Annotated in this window: 18 protein-coding genes; 6 read left to right on the top strand and 12 right to left on the bottom strand. The window is 64.8% G+C overall.

All coding sequences use genetic code 11. The features are described 5' to 3' along the window. Positions 1–32: 32 nt before the first annotated feature. A complete protein-coding gene (locus LWC34_RS28020; protein ID WP_233728100.1) occupies positions 33–578 on the top strand; it encodes an ArsR/SmtB family transcription factor in 546 nt (181 codons plus the stop codon). Then, a complete protein-coding gene (locus tag LWC34_RS28015) occupies positions 571–1,437 on the top strand; it encodes an SRPBCC family protein (RefSeq protein WP_233728099.1) in 867 nt (288 codons plus the stop codon). The genes LWC34_RS28020 and LWC34_RS28015 overlap by 8 nt, the downstream gene beginning before the upstream one ends. Positions 1,438–1,496: 59 nt before the next feature. On the opposite strand, the gene LWC34_RS28010 is transcribed toward LWC34_RS28015, so the two are convergent. From LWC34_RS28010 to LWC34_RS28000, 3 genes are all read right to left on the bottom strand, one after another. Beyond that, a complete protein-coding gene (locus tag LWC34_RS28010) occupies positions 1,497–2,135 on the bottom strand; it encodes a response regulator transcription factor (RefSeq protein ID WP_233728098.1) in 639 nt (212 codons plus the stop codon). Then, positions 2,132–3,187 carry a sensor histidine kinase gene (locus LWC34_RS58175; RefSeq protein WP_233728097.1) on the bottom strand — a complete coding sequence of 352 codons (1,056 nt, stop codon included), beginning with the start codon at positions 3,185–3,187 and terminating at the stop codon, positions 2,132–2,134. Before LWC34_RS58175 ends, LWC34_RS28010 begins: the two co-directional genes overlap by 4 nt. A gap of 106 nt (positions 3,188–3,293) precedes the next feature. Then, the gene (locus LWC34_RS28000) at positions 3,294–4,145 is read right to left on the bottom strand and encodes an IS5 family transposase (protein WP_233722595.1); all 852 of its coding nucleotides are present in this window, start codon (positions 4,143–4,145) and stop codon (positions 3,294–3,296) included. Between the two features lie 110 nt (positions 4,146–4,255). Between LWC34_RS28000 and LWC34_RS27995 the strand changes: the two genes are divergently transcribed. Continuing rightward, positions 4,256–5,131, top strand: coding sequence for an SDR family NAD(P)-dependent oxidoreductase (locus tag LWC34_RS27995; RefSeq protein WP_233728096.1), 876 nt, complete (start codon positions 4,256–4,258; stop codon positions 5,129–5,131). On the opposite strand, the gene LWC34_RS27990 is transcribed toward LWC34_RS27995, so the two are convergent. Beyond that, entirely contained in the window at positions 5,115–5,879 is a 765-nt protein-coding gene (locus LWC34_RS27990) for a hypothetical protein (RefSeq protein WP_233728095.1), read from the bottom strand. The genes LWC34_RS27995 and LWC34_RS27990 overlap by 17 nt on opposite strands. A 97-nt stretch (positions 5,880–5,976) precedes the next feature. On the opposite strand from LWC34_RS27990, the gene LWC34_RS27985 reads away from it, so the two are divergent. Then, positions 5,977–6,453, top strand: a complete 477-nt coding sequence (locus tag LWC34_RS27985; protein WP_233728094.1) for a GNAT family N-acetyltransferase — start codon at positions 5,977–5,979, stop codon at positions 6,451–6,453. Here LWC34_RS27985 and LWC34_RS27980 read toward each other — a convergent pair. The 7 genes from LWC34_RS27980 to LWC34_RS27950 are packed head-to-tail and all read right to left on the bottom strand — an operon-like array spanning position 6,436 to position 16,315. After that, positions 6,436–7,224 carry an FHA domain-containing protein gene (locus LWC34_RS27980; protein ID WP_233728093.1) on the bottom strand — a complete coding sequence of 263 codons (789 nt, stop codon included), beginning with the start codon at positions 7,222–7,224 and terminating at the stop codon, positions 6,436–6,438. The two genes, LWC34_RS27985 and LWC34_RS27980, sit on opposite strands and share 18 nt — an antisense overlap. Positions 7,225–7,226: 2 nt before the next feature. Then, complete coding sequence (locus LWC34_RS27975; protein WP_233728092.1) at positions 7,227–8,408, bottom strand: serine/threonine protein kinase; 1,182 nt, start codon at positions 8,406–8,408, stop codon at positions 7,227–7,229. Beyond that, positions 8,405–10,444 (bottom strand): transglutaminase TgpA family protein, encoded by a 2,040-nt coding sequence (locus LWC34_RS27970; protein ID WP_233728091.1) that lies wholly within the window; start codon positions 10,442–10,444, stop codon positions 8,405–8,407. The genes LWC34_RS27975 and LWC34_RS27970 overlap by 4 nt, the downstream gene beginning before the upstream one ends. Positions 10,445–10,458: 14 nt before the next feature. Continuing rightward, positions 10,459–11,595 carry a DUF58 domain-containing protein gene (locus LWC34_RS27965; protein WP_233728090.1) on the bottom strand — a complete coding sequence of 379 codons (1,137 nt, stop codon included), beginning with the start codon at positions 11,593–11,595 and terminating at the stop codon, positions 10,459–10,461. 2 nt (positions 11,596–11,597) lie between these two features. After that, on the bottom strand, positions 11,598–12,548 hold the full coding sequence (locus LWC34_RS27960; RefSeq protein WP_233728089.1) for an AAA family ATPase: 951 nt from the start codon (positions 12,546–12,548) through the stop codon (positions 11,598–11,600). After that, positions 12,545–14,641 carry a fibronectin type III domain-containing protein gene (locus LWC34_RS27955; protein WP_233728088.1) on the bottom strand — a complete coding sequence of 699 codons (2,097 nt, stop codon included), beginning with the start codon at positions 14,639–14,641 and terminating at the stop codon, positions 12,545–12,547. The genes LWC34_RS27960 and LWC34_RS27955 overlap by 4 nt, the downstream gene beginning before the upstream one ends. Positions 14,642–14,698: 57 nt before the next feature. After that, complete coding sequence (locus tag LWC34_RS27950) at positions 14,699–16,315, bottom strand: serine/threonine-protein kinase (protein WP_233728087.1); 1,617 nt, start codon at positions 16,313–16,315, stop codon at positions 14,699–14,701. A 44-nt stretch (positions 16,316–16,359) separates the two neighbouring features. Between LWC34_RS27950 and LWC34_RS27945 the strand changes: the two genes are divergently transcribed. After that, positions 16,360–17,196, top strand: a complete 837-nt coding sequence (locus LWC34_RS27945; RefSeq protein ID WP_233728086.1) for an aminoglycoside phosphotransferase/kinase family protein — start codon at positions 16,360–16,362, stop codon at positions 17,194–17,196. A 33-nt stretch (positions 17,197–17,229) separates the two neighbouring features. Here LWC34_RS27945 and LWC34_RS27940 read toward each other — a convergent pair whose 3' ends face one another. After that, positions 17,230–17,409 (bottom strand): alpha/beta fold hydrolase, encoded by a 180-nt coding sequence (locus tag LWC34_RS27940; RefSeq protein WP_233728085.1) that lies wholly within the window; start codon positions 17,407–17,409, stop codon positions 17,230–17,232. A gap of 98 nt (positions 17,410–17,507) precedes the next feature. Between LWC34_RS27940 and LWC34_RS27935 the strand changes: the two genes are divergently transcribed. Continuing rightward, positions 17,508–19,115: an IS1182 family transposase gene (locus LWC34_RS27935; protein WP_233728084.1), complete on the top strand. Its 1,608-nt coding sequence runs from the start codon at positions 17,508–17,510 to the stop codon at positions 19,113–19,115. Positions 19,116–19,143: the final 28 nt, after the last annotated feature.

The following is a 19,143-nucleotide window of genomic DNA, read 5'->3' as shown; positions in this document are numbered from 1 at the left end:
AAGAAAGTATTTACGTTCAAGGTGGTCTTATCATGAAAGAGGTGTTTTACATTGACCGGTTCGAGCAGGCCGACGCCCTGCTCAAACCGCAGCGTGTCGAGGTACTCCGGCAGCTGGCCCAGCCGAAGTCGTGCACGGAGGTCGGCGGAGTGCTCGGCCAGTCGCCGCAGCGGGTGTACTACCACGTGAAGAAGCTGGTGGACGCTGGCTTGGTCACCCAGGTCAGCGAACGCAAGGTGCGCGGCATCCAGGAAGGCGTCTACCAGGCGAGCGCGCAGTCGTACTGGCTGTCGCCGCAGCTCGTCGGCACTGTCGGCACCAGAAAGGTCCAGGACGAGCTGAGCCTCGGCTACCTGCTCAACCTCGTCGAAGAAGTGCACGACGACCTGGCCAAGATCGACGGCGGCTCGACCCTGGGGGTTTCGGGCGAGATCCGGCTGCCGCGCGGGAACCGGAAAGCGTTCCTCGACGACCTCCGCACCACATTGCAGGACCTGTTCGCCCGGCACGGTGGCGCCGATGGCGAAGCCTTCCGTCTGGCCGTGGCCTGTTATCCCAAGGAGACACCGGATGAGTGACATCCTCGCGCTCGAAGCGCACCTCCCGAAACCACCGGCTGAGGTCTACGAGGCACTGACTTCCGAGGCGGCGCTGCGCGTCTGGCTCGCATCAGAAGCAGAAGTCTCGTTGCCGGACAAGCAATACACGTTCTGGGGCAGGTACACGCCACAAGGATCCCAAGCAGCACAGCAACTTCTGGCCGTATCGGATTCCTCCTTGAGCTTCGCCTGGACGCTCGACGAACTCGAAACCATCGTCACCTACACGTTGACCCCATCGACTTCCGGCACGGTTCTACGGCTGGAGCAGACGAACCTGCCGACGCTGGACGAGTTGATGAATCCGCCTGGCAGGCGCGATGGCAGGCATTCGATGCACACCTTCTGGGGTTTGTCGCTGGCGAACCTGGCCTCGTACCTGGAAGGTCGGACGCAAACCCCGAAGGCCGACTTCAGCGAGGACCGTTCGGCGGAGATCCGGGTCTCGTTCACGATCGACGCACCGGCTTCCGAAGTTTTCGCGAGCCTGATCGACCCGGCCGCGATCGCGAAGTGGTTCGGCTGGGAGGCCGAGGTCGAGCCACACGTCGGCGGCACGATGTCGGTGGGTGTCGACGGCAAGATCTTCGAGTTCGAGCCATCGAGAAAGCTGGTTTACGGCGACGACGAAGACACCGTAGTCCGCTGGGAACTGGAAGGTTCAGCCGGAAAGACGCACCTTACATTCGTCCAAAGTGGATATACGGACGACGAGTTGGACAGCGCGGCCCAGCACGAAGCAGGCTGGCTCGGCGGAATCGCCGAACTGAAGCGGATGCACGAGCTGGGCGAGGGTTGGACACCCCTGACAACCGAATTGCCAGCTCAGCCCTCGTGAGTGGTTATTAGGGTTAGAACACGGATAACCACTCACGACAGACCGTTCACCAACGTCCTTCACGCCAAGTTCGGCGGAACCAGACCAGCCTGAGTCGCCAGCACCGCCAGCCTGATCCGATTGGGACATCCGGTCTTGCTCAGCAGGTTGGCGATGTGCGTCTTCACTGTCGTCACACCGACGTACAACCGCGAGGCGATCTCCCCGTTCGACAATCCGGCTCCGACCAGCGCCAGCACCTCTCGTTCCCGTGCGGTCACCTCCGGCAGCGCGGGTGCCTTGGCCAATGCCCGGGAAACCAACCTGCGCATGACAGGCGGGCTGAAGGGGCTGTCTCCCGCGAACGCGCGACGGATCCCCGCGGTCAGCTCATCAGGCTCGCAATCCTTGACCAGAAAGCCACATGCGCCCGCGGCCAGCGCTGGATAGAGGTGATCATCATCGTCGAAGGTGGTCAGCGCGACCACCCGCACAGCTGGCTGCATGGCCAGAATCCTTTTGGTGGCAGCGATCCCGTCCATCCCTGGCATCCGCAGATCCATCATGACCACGTCTGGACGCTCACGCTCGGCCAGCCGCACCGCCTCAAGACCGTTTCCCGCCTCGCCCACAACGGAAATGTCCTTGGCAGCGGAACACAGCATCCGCACTCCGGCCCGAACAAGCCTTTGGTCGTCGGCCAAGAGCACCCGGATCATGAGACCACCGGCATGACCGCCAGCAGGCGCCAACCTTGGCCGTCAGCGCCCGCTTCCAATGTGCCACCCAGCATCTCCACCCGCTCCCGCAACCCGACCAGTCCGTGGCCGGTGCCGTCGCCCGCCACTCGGAAATCCCCGCCGTCGTCACGGATCTCCAGCCTTACCGCATCGGCGGTGACCGAAGTGGACAATCGGGTCCGCGCCGCGCTCCCGGCATGCTTGGCAACGTTGGCCAGACCTTCTTGCGTCAGCCGCAATACCGTGAGGCTTCGCGTGGCATCCAATTGCGCCAGAGCGGGATCGACCGACGCGTTCACTCGCAGGCCCACCTTTCGAGCACGTGCCACCGCCGCCTCGACCGCGGCAGGCAAGGAACCGGGCTCGACAAAGCTCTGAGTCGGATCACGCAACACCGTTACCAATTGCCTGAGATCGGCCAGCGCGGCGACCCCACTGTCGTGCACGTCATCCAGGACTTCACGCACCTGCGGGTCCTGCGGCGCCAAGACCTTCCGAGCCGCCTTGACCCGCAGAACAATCGACGAGACGTGATGCGCGACGAGGTCGTGCAGTTCCCGCGCGACTGACGTGCGCACCTCGACCTGTGCCAGTCGCCGCACTGAACGTACATACGTACCAAGCAAAATCGGCCCGCCTATGGCCATCACAGCCCGAAACACCAGTCCTGGCAGGTCGTCCGGCCGGTACAACGCGTACACCGCCGTCATCAGCGCGACCGCGACGGCCAAGGGCCAACCGGACCGGCGCATCGCCAACTCGAACAGGGCGATGCCTGCCAGGACCTTCAACGCCAGATGACTCGCGCCTGCCGGGGCCACCGCGAGCAAACCGGCCTGCGCGACAACGACAGCCAACGGCCACCTGGGACCTGCGGCCATCGCCAGCACAGCCCCGGCCACAAACACGACGTCCAACACAGTCGGGGTCTCGAACGCCAGGAAATAGCTTCCGGCCACGGCCACAAGGACGGCCAGCCGTAGCGGCACAGCCCGCCGGTCGAAGAACTGATCAAGCCAGGTGTGCACCACGAAAGCACAGTAGCCAACCGAACCTGAGAACTCCCCCAACTGGCCGCGACCCCGGCCGCTGGGCGGATCCGCCAGGCCTGGCGTGTCAGAGGGCATCTGATCTTAGTTAGGCAAGAATGTCTGCTTTGGGTGGATCGTTTCGCCAGGTTTGGGTGGATTCCCCGGTCAGGGTGCGGCTCATTATGTTAGTCATCGCCCAGTGGACCATCGTGCGCGACCGCTGGGGCAGGGCTTCGTAGTCGCGCGCGAGTCGGCGGTGTTGCATCAGCCAGCCCAGACTGCGCTCCACTACCCACCGCCGGGGCAACACGTGGAATCCCTTGGCAGAAGGGCGTTTGACGACCTCAACCCGGATACCCCGCTGGGCTCCATGACGGATGACTGTGTTGTTGTAGCCACCGTCCACCCATGCCGCCGACACGGTCGGATGCGCAGCGGCGAGATGATCGAGAACCTGTTGCCCGCCAGCGGAATCCTGCACCGACGCCGCGGTCACGATTACCGCCAGCAGCAGGCCGAGCACATCGGTGGCGATGTGCCGTTTGCGGCCCTTGATCTTCTTGCCCGCGTCGATACCCTGACTGGATTCGCTGACATTGCAGGAGGTTTTCACGCTCTGCGAGTCGATGATCGCCGCCGTCGGGGCAGCAGCGCGGCCTTTCGCGACGCGGACTTGGTCACGCAACAGGTCATGCAGCGTTTCCGTTGTGCCATCGGCTTCCCACTTGGCGTAGTAGTCATAAACCGTCTTGCAGGGCGGGAAGTCGTGCGGCAGATACTCCCAGGCGATCCCGGTCCGGCACACGTACAGGATCGCGTTCACGATCTCCCGCAAGTCATGCACGCGCATCACGGTTCCCGGCCCACGCCGGGCAGCACGCCACGCCGTCAGCGTTGGCTCGATCAACGCCCAGCGAGCATCGGACAAGTCGCTGCGGTACGCACGCCGGGACCCCACAAGTTGATCAAGGTATCAGCCGTCACCCGACACAGACATATCGCCCCAACCAAGATCAGATGCCCTCTCAGAGATGCTGATCCCGCAGACCACATCGGAAGGGATCGAGGATGAACAGGCGCACTCTGTTGGCGGGCGCGGCAGGCGGGGCCATGCTCTCCGCCGCCACACCCGCAGCGGCCGCGACACCCAAGCGTCGCTTTCACGGCAAGGTCGTGGCGATCACCGGAGCCACGTCCGGCATCGGCAAGGCCACAGCCATCGCTTTCGCGGCTCAAGGCGCGAAGGTCGGGTTCTGCGGGCGAAGGGCCGCGTTGGGCCACGAGGTCGCCGCGCAGATCCGGAAAGCGGGCGGCGAGGCCGTGTACATCCAGGCCGATGTCCGGCACGAGGACCAGGTGAAAACTTTCGTCGACCAGGTCGTCTCGCGTTACGGCAGGCTGGACATCGCGTTCAACAACGCAGGCATCCGCGGGCCCGGGTTGCCGCACGAAGTCAAGCTCGCTGACTGGGACGATGTGATGAACACCAACGTGCGTGGCGTGTTCCTGGCGATCAAGCACCAGGTTCCGCACATGCTCAAGGCCAAGAGCGGCGTGATCATCTGCACCTCGTCCGCCTCCGCCGAACGAGCCCGGCCCGACGGCGCGGCGTACTCGGCGAGCAAAGCCGGAATCAACGGACTGATCAAAGCGGTCGCCCTGGCGTACGGAACACAGGGAATCCGTGTCAACGCGATCATGCCGGGCACGACGGACACACCATTCGCCCGCCCGCCCGGCATTCCCGACCCGGATTGGGAGATGTTCAAGAAACTGTGGGGCCCACTGAACGTCGGCGGAATGGAGCGAATGGCGGAGGTCGACGAGATCGCCGACGCCGTACTCGGCCTGGCGTCCGACGACTTCCGATTCATGACCGGAATCGGCGTCCAGATCGACGGCGGCGACTCAGCAGGCCGCAAGATGGTCATGCCAACAAGATGATCGTGATCCCGATAACCACATCCACCACACCACACCATTCAGAGAACGCCCGCGGCACGACCTTGTCGTAGCGGTGATGGAAGTAATCCCAGATCCCGTGCGCCAGCCAACCCGCGCCGATCAGGTACTTCGCAACCTCCTCCGGCACCGAGAGGGCGAGGCCCACAAGCACCAGGTAGGCCGCGAATTGGCCGAGTTGAAGGGACAGCACGCCAGGTTCGCGCAAACGCTTGCGAAAGGCCCCGATCACCAGATATGCCGTCGGCAGGATCATCATCACGACCGCAGGCGGATACATCGGCCGGACCCAGTTGTCGATCGTGGCCAGCAATGCCAGCCATGTCGGCCAGCGTTCCTGCCAGAACCCCTTGGCAACATGGTTCCGATGGTGGCTGTACTCGTCGCGCCGCAGCAGCATTAGTCCGAGCATGAAAGGCAGCATCAGCACGTGCCCGCCAATCATCAGGACATCGGCTGAAAGGAGCCCTAGCCAGAAAGGACCGAGCAACAGCAGGAACGGTACGTACATCGCCGCGCCCATTTCCGCTATGGCCCGCCAGCTATGGTCACGGATTCGCATCCAGATCCCCATACCGAGGGTCATATTCGTGGCCATCACCAAAGCTTGAACGTCCGGACCTGGCACCGAGGGCCACAATGGACCGAACAGCAGCATGCCCGCGACCATCGCCGCAAGCATTTCCACGTAGTGCCGGGCAAACCGGCGATTGACTGTCAGCATCATCATGCACTGAGCGTGCAGCCATGGCCGCGCAACAAGAACCCGCACGATGTCATCACCGAACTATGCGAATCGCACGACCCGGGCATGCATACTGCGGTGCATGGGGAATGTCGACGTAAGACCGGCCACGGCCGAAGACGCGCCAAAGGTCGCGGCGATCTGGTACCAGGGCTGGCAAGACGGGCACCTGGGCAACGTGCCCGACGCACTCACGGCAGCGCGGACCAAGGAGTCCTTCTGGCAGCGGGCGCCGAAGCGGGTCGAGGACACGACGGTGGCCATCGTGGGCGGTGCCGTCGCCGGGTTCGTCATGGTTGTCGGCGACGAGGTCGAGCAGGTCTACGTCTCCGCTGAACACCGAGGCAGCGGTGTGGCCGCGTTGCTCATCAAAGAGGCAGAGAACCAGGTCGCCAGGAACGGGCACGACCGCGCATGGCTCGCGGTCGTCCCAGGAAACACCCGGGCCCGCAAGTTCTACGAGCGTAACGGCTGGGTGGACGAAGGACCTTTCGATCACCAAGCGGTTGGCATGCACGTTCCGGCCAACCGGTACGTCAAGTCAGTCAAGCAAAACTAGATCCTTGGGTACGAGGGTCGTCGATCGCAGCAACTCCCGAAGCAAATTGTCGTTAAGGGCGTTGCCAACCGGTTCGCCGACTTCCTCCCGGGTCAGGCCGGGCACGCCGTCGGCCGACAGGCGTTCACGCACGGTCTTCACGCGGTGCTCGACCTTCTTGGCCGTCCACGCGACCTCCGGGCGTAGTTCGGCCAATTGGTCTGCGGCCTGCTGCCAGGTCAGCGGGCGGGCGCCGGGATCGTGCAACAGGTATCGCTGGCCGAGCACGACCAGAACCATCTTTTCCTCGTCACTCATCGCATAGCGGCGGGGCATGTCGGTCTGCTCGGTGTGTTTCGACCCTGGTTTGTTGCCGTCCGCTCCGGTCACGAAGACTTCGAGCAGGTGCTCGCGTTCGCGGGAGCCGGGGACGTGCAGCGGTGTGTAGCCTTCGGCCAACGGGATGGCTTCTTCGTCGGCGAAAAGCCATTGGGAACGCGGGAGTCTGATTGGGCGGCGGCCGGTGTTCCGTAGCCACCAACGGCCTTGCCAGTGCCTCAGTTCACCGTGTCTGCGGCTGACTTGGCGGTCGTCCTCGCCAATGCAGATATGCACCTCTGGGCGGTTACGTCCGAAGTAGACGATTCGGCCTTCGGACGGGCCGACCGAGTATCCGCCGCCCAGTGCCAATGCGTGCACGGATCCGGACAGCGCTCTTGGCACGCCGTGGGCGAGGCTGTCATGTCCTTGTGGCAACAGCAATCCGCCCGCATACCTCAATTCTGGGTTCATGTTCACCTCTGGCACACCGCCCCTCTGACCGGTTTCGACTGGCTCAAATAAATCTGCGACGCGTTCGTCCCACGGACCTGGAAGCAATATCCACCGGCCGGTTTGACCGGCACGCGGATCGACGTCCCGCGCTCAGCGTTGACGAACTGCTGGCCGCCGCCGTCCGGGGTGACCACGACGACACTGTCGAGCGGCTGGGAGCTCGCCCATTTCAGCAGGACGTGATCGCCCTGATCCACCGGTTCCGCCAGATCCAAAGTGACCAACGGAGGCGGCGGTACAGTGGCAGGTGGGTCGGTTTGCGAAGAAGACGGCCACAGGAACGGCGCAACAGCCAAACCGGCAGCCACCAAACCGCCAGCGACGAAATACGGAACCTTGGACCGCCGACGAGCCTGTGGCAAAGCGATGTGCGGCACGGGCCGAGGCAGCATCTTGCCGAGACGTTCCATTGCCCACGTGGCCGTATCCGGACGGCGTTCGGCTTCCGGCGTCAGCATCCTGGCAACCATTGTGGACAGTTCAATCGGGACATCAGGCCTGCTGATGGCCGGAACAGGATCGCCGAGCACGCGCAGCACGCGCTCCCCCGGCTGTTCACCGATCCGGCTCGGATGCGGCGACTGCCCGGTCAACGCGAAATGCAGCACCGCACCGAGGCCATAGACATCCGTGCGTTGATCGATCACACCGGACCGCAGGGTCTCCGGCGGGATACATTCGATGGCGTGCAACGGGTTACGGCGAAAAGACTGTCGGATCGCGACGCCGAAATCCGAAAGAACCGGCGGCCCAAAGGCCCGGTACAGAACGTTATGCGGGCTGACACCGCCGTGCAGGATCCCAACCGAATGAGCGGCGGCGAGCGCGGAAGCCATGCCGTAGCCCAGTTCCACGACATCCTCGACATCAAGCGCGCCACTACGCTGCACGCGCCCACTCAACGACTCGGAGCACAGTTCCATTCGCAGCGCGTGCTTGCCTTCCCACTGGCCAATCGCCTCGATCGGCAGAATCGGCAGCGTGCCAGCGAGTTTCACGAGCTTGAGGCGTTCACGCTCGATCAACGTAAGCGTCTTGCGGTCGAACTTGCCGGGAAACACCTTCACCGCCACGGGCTGTCCCGAGGCGGTGGTGGCGTACACGGCGGCGACCGGGCCACGGCCAAGCAGTGTGTGCGTCATCTGATCGCGAACACCGCCCGGAACCTCTCAGCCAACGGCCGTCCAGCCAAAGACTTGCGGATCCGGTTGACCGAAGTCCACGCCTCGGCAACCAGGCTGTCATTCGTGCCCATACCCGACCACATAGCGACATCCATCTGCGTCGCCAACCCGGTCAAACTATCCACAATAGACCCATCAGTGGACGCACGAGCCAGATCGCGCGCGGTCATGCCGGGCGTCACGCGCGTTCCGTAAGCGCGCAGCAGATCCCTGGCCTCCCACCACGCGGCCACCACACCATTCGCCCCGGTCTGACGTTTGCGACGCAGGGTCCGGATCGCTTTCCCCAGCGGAATCGCCAGTATCGCGAGGACAAGCAAAACAGCAAGCGCGACAAGCACGGCCAGCGCAATGAACCAGATGTTGATCGACCCGCCTGGCTCGTCCTCCGGCGGCCGGGGAGGCAAAGGTTGCTCCGGCAACTGGCTCGGCGGCGGCAGGTCGGCCCGTGCCTTCGCGGTGATCTGTGCCAACCGTGACGGCGCGGGTCCCGCACCGGCGGCGCCACCAACCGGGTCAAGCGGCACCCAACCAATTCCAGCGACCGCGATCTCTGGCCACGCAAGGACATCGCGATTGTGCACCACAGTCTCGGCGCCAGCAGGAGCTTGCGGAGCCCGGTATCCCACGGCGAGCCGCACCGGGATGCCGACGATCCTCGCCAAAGCCACGTACGAAGCAGCGAACTGCTCGCTCGTGCCTCGCTTACTCTCCAACAAAAACTCCCGCAACTGCGGCCATCCACTGCCAGTCGGAAGTTCCGTACCCGTCGCCACGTTGTAGTTGCCGCGCAGGTACTGCTCCAAAACCAAGGCTGTCCGGAACGAAGGCCGCCCTCCTCCAGTCGCCTTACGCGCCAAGTCCTCAATCCCCGGCGGGATTTCGCCAACCGGGCCAGGAGTTTCCGAAGAGGACAGTGCGGCACCGGACAGGTCGTCGTCGACCTGCGGCTCCCACCAGCTCAGGTCGTACTGCAAGGCGCCTTTCCGTTCACGCACAAGCAAAGCGCCGGTCGACTGGTCGATGAGCGGTGCCGTGCCCGTGACCGAAGCAGGCATCGACTGGCTGGGCAACCATTGCCCTTCTGGTGCCTTGATCTTCGCCGTGTACTCACGGACCTGCGCACCAGTGGACGGTCCCACCTGCGACCCAAGCCTGCGGTAGTTGTCATCAGGCTCCCAGGAGACCCCGTTGAACTGGTTCAGCACGACCAACCGCCACCGGTCAACGGGCCCGGTGGTGGTGTAGCTGAACACCGGAGTCTCTGGGTTGGACAGTCTCGCGGCAACCTCGGTCAGCGGACTGATGGTTCGCGGCAACGGCACCTGCGCGACATCACTCTGCTGCAACGAATACGGCTCACCAGTGTCCACAACAGTAACCACGGCCGCGCCCACAAGGCCGAGGACGACCGTGGGAATCAGCACCAGCCCAGGACGCACAGGCATGTACAACCCAGCAGCCACAACAGCAAACCCAAGCGCGGCAAGGACAGCCGTGACTCCGGTCAATGCCACGAAGGCTTGACTGAGCACAAGGACCGCGACGGCAGGTACCAAAGCCACCGCGGGCCAGCGCAATAGTTCGATCCCGATCACAGCCGCGAGCAAAACCAGCAGCGGCACGAAGAACATCAGCTCGGCGTCAGGCCGCACAGGCCAGGTCGACTGCAACGTGAGCTGCCACGAATCCGTCACACCGGCCGCAAGAGCGGTTACGTCCACAGATCCGAACATGGTGACACTCAAGGCAAACAGCCCGAGAACGGCCATGGTCAGCGGCCGCCACGGTTGAAGCACCTTGACCTGAATACACAGTTCGACCGCACCATAGCAAGCCACCAGGACAACAGCGATCGGAAGCAGCAGGGGCCGCAAACCGAAGACTGGCGCGAACAACAGCCCGGCAATCGCCGAGGCCAACACGATCCACAGAGCCCGAAGCCTCGCGAGGGCCGCTTTTGGTGCGTCAGACTCCGCGAAGGTGGCCTTCACGGCAAAAACCCGTTTCATCGCGCGATCACCGACTGCCATTGCCTGGTCGCGTCGACGGCATTCGCGGGCTTCAGGATCTTGGCCCCGGGGACAACCACAGCCGGACGACCCAAGTTGATCACGACAAGGTCCGCGTACCGTGCCCGCAACATCGCCAAAGCAGCCTGATCAGCAGCACTCACGGCCGAGGAAATCACAACGAACTGACCACCCCAGGACTGCGCCAAGGCCCTAGGCACGAGTGGAAGATCCGTGTTCTCAGCCCGTTCCAGCACGCAGAGCTCGTCCAGCAACCGCTGGACAGCCGAGGCGCCAGGAGTGGTCACGATGTCAAGCCCGCCGGAAGTGACCAGTTGGCACCGGCTGTCCGCTTTCGCCGCCGCGACTACCAGCGAGGCCGCGACTTCCACAGCCTCCTCGAACTCGGGCGCCGCCGGGATCACCTGACGGTTGTCCAGCAGCACCGTGAACTGCGGCTGCTGCGGGTCGGCGTAATCCCTGATCATCAGCTGCCCGGTGCGCGCGGTCGCTTTCCAGTGCAGGTGCCGGACCTCGTCGCCAGGCACATACTCCCGCACTTCCCGAATGTCCAGCGATCCACGCGGCGAGTTCTCATTGGCGGCACCTTCATGATGGTGCAACGGAAGTCCACTGGCGACAGCACGGACCGGATGAGTCCGAGGGTAAACCCAAATCGTTGCCGTCGTCCCGACGAACAACTCGCTTTGCCCAAGCCCCAAGGCATCGCTGCGTCGCAAGGTCAACGGACCGACTTCATGTCGACCACGTTCCCACGTGGGCAATTCGTTCAAATAGGACTGTTCCGAATTGGGTGCCAACGAACGTACAGCAACCTTCAAAGTACTGGCGCCCAAGCGATCCACAGCCGTGAACCCAGGCTGCCGCCGTGTTCCTGGGTTATACACGCGAAGGGTCAGACCAGCACGGCTACCGCGCTCAACCCGGTCCGGGTACACGTCCCTGGCCACCTCGACCCGAGGTTTGCGACCAGCAACGGCAAGCGCGGCCACAACCGCACCGATCGCGATCGCACCCAAGGCAATCAGCAACGCATAACCCGCGAACACGCCCGCGGCGATCAAAACCACCGCAGCGACGAGAGTGACGATGCCACGCCAGGTCAGCCGCATACTCAGGCCCCTGTCACCACAGGAACGGGAATCTCGTTGAGCAGCTCGCCGACGATGTCCTCCGGCCGCCGCTGCCGCAACTCCGCATCCGGCGTGAGGATCAGCCGATGGTCAAGCACAGGATGCGCGACTTCCTTGATGTCATCGACCGTCACGAACGGGCGCCCATAAGTCGCCGCAACCGCCTGTGCGGCACGGACAAGCGCGATGCTGCCGCGAGGGCTTGCGCCGTAACGCAAATCCCCGTGCTGACGGGTTGCCGCGGCGATCGTGGCCGCGTACTCCACAACAGCTGTGTGCACGCGAGCCGACCGCACCTCGGCAACAGCCGCTTGCAACGTCGGAATGTCCACCACAGCGGGGAGTTCGTCAGGGTCGACGCCCGCGCAGTCGCTCAGAATGACCATGACCTCGGACTTCAGGTCCGGGTAGCCGATCTGCAGGCGCATCAGGAACCGGTCGAGCTGTGCTTCAGGCAACCGGTACGTTCCGGCCATCTCGATCGGGTTCTGTGTGGCGATCACCAGGAACGGCCGCGGGACCTCGTGGCGGACCGAGTCGACCGTGACCCGCCGCTCGGACATGACCTCCAGCAGCGCGGACTGGGTTTTCGGCGTACCACGGTTGATCTCGTCGGCCAGGACGATGTTGGCGAACACTCCGCCGGGGTGGAACGCGAACTTGCCGTCGTTCTGGTGAAAGACCTGCACGCCAGTGATGTCACCCGGCAGCAGGTCCGGCGTGAACTGGATGCGGCTCCAGGTTCCGTTGATGCTGCGCGAAAGGCACCGGGCGAGGGTCGTTTTGCCGAGGCCGGGGACGTCTTCGATCAGCAGGTGTCCCTCGGCGAGCAGCGCGGCGACGGCAAGCCGCACGACCTGCGGTTTGCCGCGCAGCACGCGCTGCACGTTGTCCGAGATCCGCGCGTAGACCTCGCCTGCCGACACGCTCATCCAGCCCTCCACGTGATCTCGTTCGATTTGACCTGGCCGTTCGGGCCCTGCGTGGTCACCCACACGGTCTGACCTGGCACGTCGTAGTTCAACTCGTTGTATTGCAAGGTGCCGCTCGCGTTCGTCCGCGCGCTTTCGGTGACGACTCCGCCGGTGTTGGCACGCGACCTCAGCGTGAGCCGGTATGTCGTATTCGGCTGGAACCCGGTCAGTCTGGTGTTCACCCAGAAGCAGTTCGGCCGATGGCAGTTGTCGGTACTGGACGCAGTGCCCTGGGAGATCTGGATCCGGGGAGTGCCACCACCCGGCGGCGGGGCTTGGTTGTCCCGATGCACCGCGGTGGCTGGCGCGCCGGTGAGCTGCCCGTCCGATGTCCTTGTGATCGCCCGGATCGTGAAGGTGATCACGCTGGTCGCCTGCACTTGCGAGTACGTTGTCGAGGTTCCAGTGACCTGACGTGTGCCGAGGCCGGTGGCAGTGACTTGGTAGTGCACCAACGTGCCGCCGTTGAGCGCGGGTTGGCCCCAGGTGACCGTCACGTCCCGAGTAGGCCGGTCGTTCTCATCGAAGTTCGCTCTCGCGTTGGTAGGAGCATCGGCTGGTGAGACCGGTGCCCGCGGTGTGACAGCAGCGGCCGACGCCCCTGCGCCAGTGCCTATGCGGTTCGTGGCTGCGACGGTGATGACGTAGCTGACGCCGTTGGTCAGGCCGTTCACGGTCGCTCGCCGTGCTCCGGCGCCTACGGTCATCGCGCCCGTCTGCCCAGTGCTCGCACGCCACGTCACCTGGTACGCCGTGATGTCGGCACGGTTGTCGGGTGCAGCACCCCAATTGACGGTCGCCGAACCATTGCCAGCCGACGCCGTAACCGAAAGCGGCACACCAGGACGGCCCGCTGGCACAGGAGGCGGCGTCGTTGTGGGCGGACGTGGCGTGTTCGTCGTTGTTTGCCTTGGTGGCACCGGTGCTTGGACTTGGATGTCGGACGAGCCGCCCGCGTTCGGCCGGTCAGCTTTGGTGTCGGGTGGTGCCGGGCGCTCCGCCGTGGACACGTCACGTACGGCGCCGTCCCTGGCTACGACCACAACCTGTGTGCCGTCGGCGTCTTCGACGTACACCCGGTTGTCCTCGCCACGGGCGAGCCTTGGCGTTCCGCCCTTCTGCTTGATCGGCTTGGTGTCCTTGCGTGCGCCATCTGGGGTGTAGGTCAACACGTTGCCGCTTTGCCTGTCTACCAAGACAACCACGTCACCCGTGGACATCGGGCCGTCGTAGTCGCCGACGGGCAGCGCGACCGTGAGCGCCTTCTCCGGCGGGTTCTTGGTGTCCGCCAGGATGAGGGTCTGCTTCTGCGGATCGAGGATCGCGATCTTGCCGCCGACTTCTGTCGTCGCCGGCCTGGCACTTGGCGACAACGGGACGCCGATCGGCACGCCCGCGCCAAGCTTGCCGCCGTCGATCACGTGCAGCGTCCCGGCGAACATGTCCACAAAAGCCGGTTTATCGTCCACAATGGTCATGGCGCCGGGATGTCCAGGCGGGACACTGACGGCGCAGCCGCCGATCCGGTCGGCGTTCTTGGCAATCGTGCAGATCTGCCCGACATCCTGGCGGTGCAGCCACATCGTGCCGTCCGTTGTCACGATCGGCGTCCCGACCGCGCCGCCGATGGTCACGATGGTCGGCGGATCGGACAGCCGGACGACCTTTCCCGCGTTGCGGTACACCAGATACGGCCCGCCGACGACCTCGATGAACACCGGAAGTTCGTTGGCAGGCGGGCTGATGCTCTCCAGTGTGGTCAGCGTTGCCTTGTCGAACCTGGTGATCACGCTCGGTCCGACGACGTACCCGTGGGTGTCGCTCTGCACGACCTGGCTGCCCGGTTCGCCGTTCACGTCGGCGTGCGCGTCGATGTTCGTCGTCGCGCCGTCGATGTGGAAGACCACCTGGAGAACCGAGTTGAACACCCAGTGGCCGGACAGCGCGAACTGCCCGGCGGGCAACGGCGTCGCCGCGCCGGTGAGCGCGGCAACCAAGGCGCCCACGACGAGAACGGTGACCAGAGCGAACGGCCTGCTCCGCTTCAACACACCCCGGAACCTATCGGTGCCCCTTCGGGAGGGGTCCCGGATGAACGTTCCCACAGGTCAGGCGGTGAACTTGAAGCTGTTGAAAATGGCTGTGGCGACCGGTGCCACGGCGTCCCATTCGGTCTGCAGCGTCTTTTGGTCGTTCGCGTGCAGCGTGAACGTCACGACGTACAGCCGGTTCTGGTTATCCGTGACAGCCTTGGCCAGAACGTGATAGCGCACGGGTCCCGCTGCGGAACCGTGCTGGTACTCGAGCTGGTCACCGTTCAAGTCGCCGTTGTAGTCGATGTTCTCACGGTCGGTGCGAACGCTTTCCTGCCTGTTGGCCAGGTATTGGCGCGCGGTGGTGCCGGTCGTGTCCCGCCGTACCTGCACCTCGGGTGCGCCCACCTGCGGATCGGGCTGCGGGCCGATGTAGAGCACGTCACTGCGGTCGCCCTGCGTGGACTCCGAGCGCTTCCACCCGTCCGGGACGCTGATCGTGAAGCCCAGAGTCTCCTGGTGTGGCACGAGCGCCGGCGCACTGCTCGCAGCTGCTGACGGTGGCTGGTTTTGCTGTGCCGCTGGCGGATCCTTCTGGGTCAACGCCACCACCACAACCACGATCGCCACCACCAGCACGGCACCCAGGCCGATCAGGATCCCGTGGTTTTTCCTGCGTGGCCTGATGGAAATCGGATCGAGCGTGATGTCCGCGGGCGAGACGGGCTGCCGGTAGACAGGTGGCGGCATCAACGGCGGCGCGGTCCGGGTGTTCGGCGCGGTCTCGGCCACCACCGTGACCTGGTCAGACGGGTTGTCCACCCAGGTAGGGCCTTCGGTCGGCGGCCTCGGCAGGCCGCCCCGCGGAGTCAGGCTGCCCGCGAAAGTCGTGAGCCGCTCGACCGCGTCATTGGCCGCCATCCGTTCGGCCGGCTGCTTACGCAGCAAACCCTGGATGACCGGCCACAACCGGCCAATCCGCGGATCGGGATCCGGGTCACGCGACGCGGCCGCGGCCAACGTGCTCTGGATGTCCTTGCGCTTGAACGGAGAACGGCCGACGACCGTGGCGTACAGCGTCACGCCGACAGCCCACATGTCCGCCGCTCGCGTTGCCTCGTGCCCGTCGATTCGTTCCGGCGCGATGTATTCGGGCGAGCCCGGCATCTGTCCGGTGCCGGTCAGCGCGGACGCACCGTCGATGACCGCGATTCCGAAGTCCGTCAGCACAACGCGTTCACCGTCGAGCATGATGTTGGCGGGTTTGACGTCCCTGTGCAGCACGCCTCGCTGGTGCGCGGCGTCGAGCGCACGCAGGATCTGGATCCCTACCTGCGCGGCCTGGTCGAGCGGCAGCGGGCCGTCGTTGTCGAGGATGTCCGCGAGCGACCGTCCCTCGATCAGCTCCATCACGATCCACGGCAGATCGTCCTCAATCACCACATCGTGGACGGTGACGATGCCAGGGTGCCTGAGTTTGGCCGCGGCTCTTGCCTCCCGCAGCATTCTGCGCACGGCCGCCGCCGAGTCAGCGGGGTCGGCCGACTCGCCAAGCCGGAGTTCCTTGATCGCCACATCGCGGTGCAGGTACTCGTCGTGGGCACGCCACACGACGCCCATTCCACCGCGGCCGATCGGCCGTTGCGCAAGGCGATAACGCCCGGCAACGACCCTCCCCTCGCCCTCAGTCACAAAAGGCAATGTACCGACCGCTCGATGTGACTACCTTCCGAACTGTGGACGTGATCTCCGAAGTCGAGTTACTCGGCGGTACGACCAAGACGGTGAAACGGCTGGTTCTGCGGGACGGTTCGACGTGCGTCTCGTACGTGTGGGACAAGACGTATTGGCCGCAGCAGCGTTCCGACGACTTGTTCGCGCACGCCTCTGGCGCCGATCTGTTCGTGCATGCACACGCCGAATTGGTCGCGGCTGGTGTACGGGTGCCGGAGATCATCGAGCGGCGCGGCGACACGATCTTGGTCGAGGACATCTCGGGTGGGTCGCTCGATCAACCCGCGCTGGCGCGGTTGGGTTCGATGGTCCGGGCGATGCATGAGCGCCGCAGCGACCGCTTCGGCAGGCAGGGACTTCAGCCGGACTCGCTTGTCGAGGACATCATCGTGCGGCGCGCGTTTTCGCATCTGTCGGATGCCGCACACCAAGTCGAGGAAATCGCGGCTGTGCGGTACGAACTAGCCAACGAGCTGACTTCTCGCCGCGCGGCCGTGCGGGCTCGGGCCGAGTACGGCTTGATCCACGCCGAGCTCGGGCCGGATCATGTCCTCGCCACCGCGTCCGGTGAGCCGGTGCTGATCGACATCGAAGGCGCGATGTACTTCGACATCGAGTGGGAGCACGACGTCCTCGCGCTGCGCTTCGGGCCGGACTACTCGCATTTCCAGACCGATGGCCTCGATATCGACCGGCTTCGGTTGTACCGGCTCGCGTTGACCCTGTCGCTCATCGCCGGACCGATGAGCCTGGTCGGCACCGACTTCCCCGGCCAGGACGCCATGCAGGACATCGCCGAGCAGAACGTCACCCGCACGCTGGCCGAAATAGGCCGCTGACCACGGGAAGCTTGAGCACGTACCATCGGTGGCCTACCGAGCGACTTCCAGAACCGCGTTGACGAAGGCCTTCGGCGTCTCCTGCGGCAAGTTGTGGCCTGCCCTGGGCACCACGTGATGCACGCGACGGCCCGTGTAGAACTTCGCTGACGCCGTTCCATCGGTCGGCGGACTGCTGCCGTCCGACGCGCCGTCCAACGTCACCGCGGGCATGACGATCTTCGGCAGTTTCGCCAGCTTTGCCTCTAGGAGGCCGCTGAATAATCGGCGTGTCGCCCCAGGATGTGGGTTTGAGCTGGGAGAATCGTTTCATGCAGGGTGTGGAGCGTGGTGATCGGGAGCTGCTGGACGCGGAGGCGCTGGTCGGTCATCTGGTCCCGGCGGGGAGCATGTTCGCGTTCCTGGCCGGGCATCGCCGGAATCTGTTCCCCGATGGAGAGTTCGAGGATCTGTTCCCCTCGGGCAAGGGACGGCCCTCGATCCCGGCGTCGGTGATGGCCTCCATCCTGGTGTTGCAGACCCTGCATGATCTCTCGGATCGGGAGACCGCTGAGGCGGCCCGGTGTGACCTGCGGTGGAAGGTCGCGACCGGGATGGCATTGGACGACAAGGGATTCGACCCCTCGACGCTGGTGTACTGGCGCAAACGACTGGCCACCTCGGGGCGGCCGCATCGGATCAACGACGCGGTGCGCACGGTCGTCGAGGAGACCGGGATCCTGCGTGGCCGCCGCAAGCGGGCGGTGGATTCCACGATCCTGGCCGACGCGGTCGCCACCCAGGACACCATCACCCAGCTGATCTCGGCGATCCGGCGGGTGGATCGGCAGGTGCCCGGCGCGGCGGGGCAGATCGCGAAGGTGTGTACCGGCCATGACTACAGTCGGCCGGACAAGCCGAGGATCGACTGGGACGACCCGGCCGCCAGGGACGCGCTGGTCTCCGCGCTGGTCAACGATGCGAACGCGCTGGTGGCGGCGCTGGCCGATACCGAACTGGAAGGCGACGCGGAGTTCGCGTTGGCGTTGCTGGCGTTGGTCGCCGGTCAGGATGCCGAGCCCGCCGAGGGCAGTGACGGCACTGATGGGCGGTGGCGGATCGCCCGCAAGGTCGCCCCGGACCGGGTGGTGTCCACAGTGGATCCGGATGCGCGGCATACCCGCAAGTCCCCGGAGAACCGGCGGGACGGGTATCGGGCGCACGTGGCGGCCGAGCCCGAGACCGGGATCGTCACCGACGAGAAGGTGACCACGGCCGCCGGCACGGAGAACTCCGACCCCGCTGTGGCCGAGGAGTTCCTCGACGCCGAGGACGGCAAGCGCGCGTGGTACGGCGATTCCGCCTATGGCACAGGGGATCTACGCGGTGGGATCGACGATGCCGGGCATGAGGCGGTGATCAAGCCCAAGCCGCTGCGGGCTCCGGTCGAGGGCGGATTCACCGTGGACGACTTCACCGTGGACGACTTCACCGTGGACGACTTCACCGTGGACGACTTCACCGTGGACGAGCAAGCGGGCACGGTCACCTGCCCCAACGACATCACCCGCCCGATCAGCCGGACCCGGGTCGCCACCTTTGGCGCTCTCTGTCGTGCCTGCTCACTGCGTGCACAGTGCACCACGTCCAAGACCGGCCGTAAAATCGTTCTGCACCCACGAGATGACCTGCTGCGCCAAGCCCGACGCGACTGGGCGGACAAGCCCGAACTGCGCGAGAGCTACAGGACGTTCCGCCCCAACGTGGAACGGGTCATCTCCCAGATCGCCAGCCGCGGTGGCCGACGTCTCAAACTCCGATATCTAGGCACCGGCAAGAACAACGCCTGGCTCAAACGCCGCACCGCAGCCTTGAACCTCCGCAACCTCATCGGTCGCGGCCTGACCCATACGGCGGGCGCTTGGACCCTGGCTACCTGAGGGAAACCACGGCCCAACCCCCAGTCTT

It is taken from the genome of Kibdelosporangium philippinense (assembly GCF_021390435.2).
Classification (GTDB): domain Bacteria; phylum Actinomycetota; class Actinomycetes; order Mycobacteriales; family Pseudonocardiaceae; genus Kibdelosporangium; species Kibdelosporangium philippinense.
This window is presented reverse-complemented; position numbering and strand designations above follow the sequence as displayed.